The organism is Sphingomonas sp. 66-10, assembly GCF_001897045.1.
Lineage (GTDB): Bacteria > Pseudomonadota > Alphaproteobacteria > Sphingomonadales > Sphingomonadaceae > Sphingomonas > Sphingomonas lycopersici.
This window is the reverse complement of record NZ_MKRR01000133.1, coordinates 89,694-94,344: the sequence shown is the minus strand read 5'-3', so window position 1 is coordinate 94,344 and position 4,651 is coordinate 89,694. Positions and strand designations below refer to the sequence as shown.

Here is a 4,651-nt window from a genome sequence, read left to right as displayed (position 1 = left end):
CGAGCGCGCGGCGCACCGAAGGGTAACCCGGCAGCAATGTGGTCAGCTCGATATCGTGCGGCGCCACCGCTGCCGGAAGCGCGCCGGCAACATCGGCGAGGCCGCCGGTCTTGATCAACGGGACCGCTTCCGAAGCGACCGAGAGTATGGAAAGCGTCATATCAGCCGATCGATCATCGCCTTGTTGATCAGGCACACGCCGTTTTCCGTGCGGCGGAACCGACGATCATCGAGTTCCGGATCCTCGCCGACGACCAGCCCCTCGGGGATGCGCACGCCTGAATCGACGATCACCCGGCTGAGCCGCGCATGCCGGCCGATATTGCAATAGGGCAGGATCACCGCATCATTGACGCTCGACCAGGAACCCATCTTCACCCCGGTGAACAACAGGCTGCGGCGTGCGACCGCGCCGGACACGATGCAATCCTGCGAGATGAGCGACGAGATCGCATGGCCGCGGCGGCCTTCCTCGTCATGGACGAACTTTGCCGGCGCGGACACGATCTGGTCGGTCCAGATCGGCCAGTCGCGATCGTAGAGGTTGAGCTTCGGCACGGTATCGGTCAGGTCGAGATTGGCTTCAAAATAGGCGTCGAGCGTGCCGACATCGCGCCAATATTCCTCGATCTCCTCCGCCGCGCGGATGCAGCTGTCGGCGAAGCGGTGGGCCACCGCCTTTCCGTGCTTGACGATATAGGGGATGATGTCCCCGCCGAAATCGCGCTTCGAATCCCGCTCTGCCGCATCGCGCTGCAATTGCTCGAACAGGAATCGCGTCTCGAACACATAGATGCCCATCGAGGCGAGCGAATGCCCCGGATCGCCGGGGATCGAAGGAGGATCGGCGGGTTTTTCGATAAAATCGGTGATCACATTGTCGGCATCCACCGCCATGATGCCAAAATCGCTCGCATCCTTGCGGGGGACGACGAGGCAGCCGACGGTGACATCCGCGCCCGAGTTGACATGCTGTTGCAGCATCAACTCATAGTCCATCTTGTAGATGTGATCGCCGGCGAGAACGATCATATAGCGCGGCGCATGGGCCGCGATGATGTCGATATTCTGATAGACCGCGTCGGCGGTGCCCTCGTACCACAAGAGTTCGGAAATGCGCTGCGAGGCCGGCAGGATATCGAAGCTCTCATTGCGCTCCGGCCGCATGAAATTCCACGCGCGGTTCATATGGCGGATCAGCGAATGTGCCTTGTACTGGGTGGCAACGCCGATGCGCCGGATGCCCGAATTGATCGCGTTGGAGAGGGCGAAGTCGATGATCCGGCTCATCCCGCCGAAATAGACCGCGGGTTTTGCGCGATTGTCGGTCAATTCCCGCAAGCGGCTGCCGCGTCCTCCCGCAAGGACATAGGCCATCGCCTCGCGCGCCAGCGGCCGGCCTGAAACGTCACGCATCCCGCACTCTCCCGCTCACCGCCCGTTCCATTCGAACATCAACGTCGCGAGCGGCGGCAGCGTTACCTCAGCCGCGCCGCCCGAGGCGATTATCCGGCCGAGATTGCCTGTCCCGGTGCCGCCGTAGATTTCCGCATCGCTGTTGAGCACCTCGTCCCAGCCGCCGTCATGGGGCAGGGGCAGGCGATAGCCTTCGCGTATCGCCGGGGTCATATTGGATATGACCGCGACGGGCGCTGCCCCGGGCGCCTTGCGCAACCAGGCAAATACCGAATTTGCCTTGTCGTCGACGATCAGCCATTCGAACCCTTCCGCTTCGCAATCGCGCGCGTGCAGTGCGGCTTTTTCGCGATAGAGCCGGTTGAGGTCGCGCACGAGATTGCGGACCCCTTCATGGGCCGGCGCGGCGCGCAGGTCCCAATCGAGTGGCCGGGCCTCAGACCATTCGCGCCGCTGGGCAAATTCCTGGCCCATGAACAGAAGCTTCTTCCCCGGATACCCCCACATCAGGCCATAATAAGCGCGCAGGCCGGCAAATTTCTGCCAATCGTCTCCGCTCATCTTGTTGATGAGGCTGCCCTTGCCGTGGACCACCTCGTCATGGCTCAGCGGCAAGACGAAATTCTCGCTGAAGGCATAGGTGAGGCCGAAGGTGATATCATCATGATGATATTGCCGATGGATCGGATCGCGCCCCATATAGGCCAGCGTATCGTGCATGAAGCCCATGTTCCATTTGAACCCGAACCCCAGGCCGTTCTCATGGACGGGGAGCGTCGCGCCGGGCCAGGCGGTCGACTCTTCGGCAATGGTCATGAAGCCCGCATGGCTGCCATAGACGGCCTTGTTCATCGCCTGCAGGAACGCCACCGCTTCCCAGTTTTCGCGCCCGCCATCCTTGTTGCGGATCCATTCGCCGTCGCGGCGGGAATAATCGCGATACAACATCGAGGCGACCGCATCGACCCTGAGGCCATCGACATGGTAGCGCTCGGCCCAGAATAAGGCGTTGTTGACGAGAAAGCTTGCCACCTCGCGGCGGCCGAAGTTGTAGATGGCGGTGTTCCAGTCCGGATGGAAGCCGAGCCGGGGATCCTCATGCTCGTACAAGGCGGTGCCATCAAAGCGGGCGAGGCCATGCGCGTCGGTCGGGAAGTGCGCGGGCACCCAGTCGATAAGGACGGAAATTCCGGCCCGATGCGCGCCGTCGACGAAGCGTGCAAAGCCCTCGGGGTCGCCGAAGCGGGACGAGGGGGCATAAAGGCCCGTCGTCTGATACCCCCAGCTCGGATCATAGGGATATTCGGAAACAGGCAGAAACTCGATATGGGTGAAACCGAGCTCGACGACATAGGGGATCAGCTCGTCGGCGAGCCGGTCCCATGAGAGGAACCAGCCCGCCGGATCGCGGTTCCAGGAGCCGGCATGAACCTCGTAGATCGAAATCGGCTGGCGGCGGGGGTCGACGCTTGCCCAGTGAGCACGGTGCCGCTCATCGCCCCAGCGCACTTTGCCCGGGGTGGCGACCAGCGACGCGGTCTGTGGTCGCAATTCCGAGGCGAAGGCAAAGGGATCGGCCTTGAGCGGCAAGATCGCCCCGCCCGGTCCAATGAGGCGATATTTATAGGCGTTCCATTCGCCGATATCGGGGACGAAAATCTCCCAGACACCAATGTCTGCCCGCCGCCGCATCGAATGGCGCGCCGGGTCCCAGTCGTTGAAGTCGCCGACCACCGAGACGATCCGCGCATTAGGCGCCCATACCGCAAAATGCACGCCCTTTGCGCCCTGATGCTCGACGATATGGGCGCCCATCTTGTCGAACAGCCGCAAATGGGTGCCTTGCGCGATCAGGAAATCGTCCATCGGCCCGAGGACCGGCCCGAACGAATAAGCGTCGGTGACCCACCATTCGCCCACATCCGCCCGGCAATGGTATTTTACCGGTACGGGAGAGCCCGCGATCCATCCCTCGAACAGTCCGCGCGGATCGACCTGTTTCAGCGCGCCCAGCGGGTTGTCGCTCAGGTCATGGACCTCGACCGTCGTCGCGCCGCGGAGGATCGCCCGCGCGAAAACCCCCTTTGGCCCGCCATGCACCCCGAGAAGGGAGAAGGGATCGGCATGGGTGCCTTCCAGCAGGGCGTCGATGGCGGCCTTCGATGGCTTCACTTAACTCCCCAGATATCCCTCGCATATTCACCAATCGTGCGATCCGAACTGAACCAGCCGACATTGGCGATGTTGCGGATCGCCATTGCCTGCCAGGTCGCGGGCGTCTCCCAGACCTGATCGACCGCGCGCTGCGCGGCGGTATAGCTGTCGAAATCGGCGGCGATCATGAACCAGTCGTGGTCGTAGATCCCGCCCATCAGATCGACATAGCGCTTGGGATCGTCGTGCGAGAATACGCCCGAGGCGATCGCGGCCATCGCCTGCTGGAGTTCGCTCGAGCCGTCGATCGTTTTGCGCGGATCGTATCCGTTGTTCCTTTTCTCGAGGACCTCGTCCGCAGTAAGGCCGAAGATGAAGATATTGTCGTCGCCGACACGATCCTTGATCTCGATATTCGCGCCGTCGAGCGTGCCGATCGTCAGGGCGCCGTTCAGGGCGAATTTCATGTTGCCGGTGCCCGAGGCTTCCATCCCCGCGGTGGAAATCTGTTCCGACAAATCGGCCGCGGGAATGATGCGTTCGGCGAGGGTGACATTGTAATTGGGGACGAACACGACCTTGAGCAGCCCGCCGACCGACGGATCGGCGTTGATCCGCCGGGCGATGTCGTTCGCCAGTTTGATGATCAGCTTGGCGTTGGAATAGCTGGGCGCCGCCTTGCCGCCGAGGATCTTGACGCGTGGTACCCAATCCTTCTCGGGATGGCTGCGGATCTGATCGTAAAGCGCGACGGTCTCGATCAGATTCAGCAACTGGCGCTTATATTCGTGGATACGCTTGATCTGGACGTCGAATAAGGCGTCGGGGTTGAGCCGGACGCCGGTCAGTTCCTTGAGATGAGCGGCGAGTTTCACCTTGTTCGATCTTTTGACCTCGGCGACGCGCTCGCCGAGGGCGGCATCGCCGGCCAGCGCGTTCAGGTCCGCGAGTTTTTCGGCATCATCGAGGAAGCCGTCGCCGATCGCGTCGCGGATGACCGCGGTAAGGCCCGGATTGCACTGTTGCAGCCAGCGGCGCGGCGTGACGCCGTTGGTCTTGTTGTTGATCCGGGTCGGATAGA

The 4,651-nt window shown here is 62.2% G+C and carries 4 protein-coding genes; all 4 read right to left on the bottom strand.

All coding sequences use genetic code 11. The features are described from left to right. A partial coding sequence (locus BGN95_RS14390) for a glycogen/starch synthase (protein WP_286773329.1) occupies positions 1-160 on the bottom strand: 160 nt, incomplete at its 3' end. Further along, positions 157-1,416, bottom strand: coding sequence for a glucose-1-phosphate adenylyltransferase (gene glgC, locus BGN95_RS14385; RefSeq protein ID WP_265312694.1), 1,260 nt, complete (start codon positions 1,414-1,416; stop codon positions 157-159). The genes glgC and BGN95_RS14390, both read right to left, overlap by 4 nt. A 15-nt stretch (positions 1,417-1,431) precedes the next feature. After that, on the bottom strand, positions 1,432-3,588 hold the full coding sequence (gene glgB / locus BGN95_RS14380) for a 1,4-alpha-glucan branching protein GlgB (protein WP_286773061.1): 2,157 nt from the start codon (positions 3,586-3,588) through the stop codon (positions 1,432-1,434). Further along, the coding region (locus BGN95_RS14375; RefSeq protein WP_286773060.1) for a glycogen/starch/alpha-glucan phosphorylase at positions 3,585-4,651 on the bottom strand (1,067 nt) is incomplete at its 5' end. The genes BGN95_RS14375 and glgB, both read right to left, overlap by 4 nt.

Coding starts and splice junctions, on each gene's coding strand:
- glgC (WP_265312694.1), bottom strand. CDS start 1,416: ATGCGTGACGTTTCAGGCCGGCCGCTGGCGCGCGAGGCGATGGCCTAT.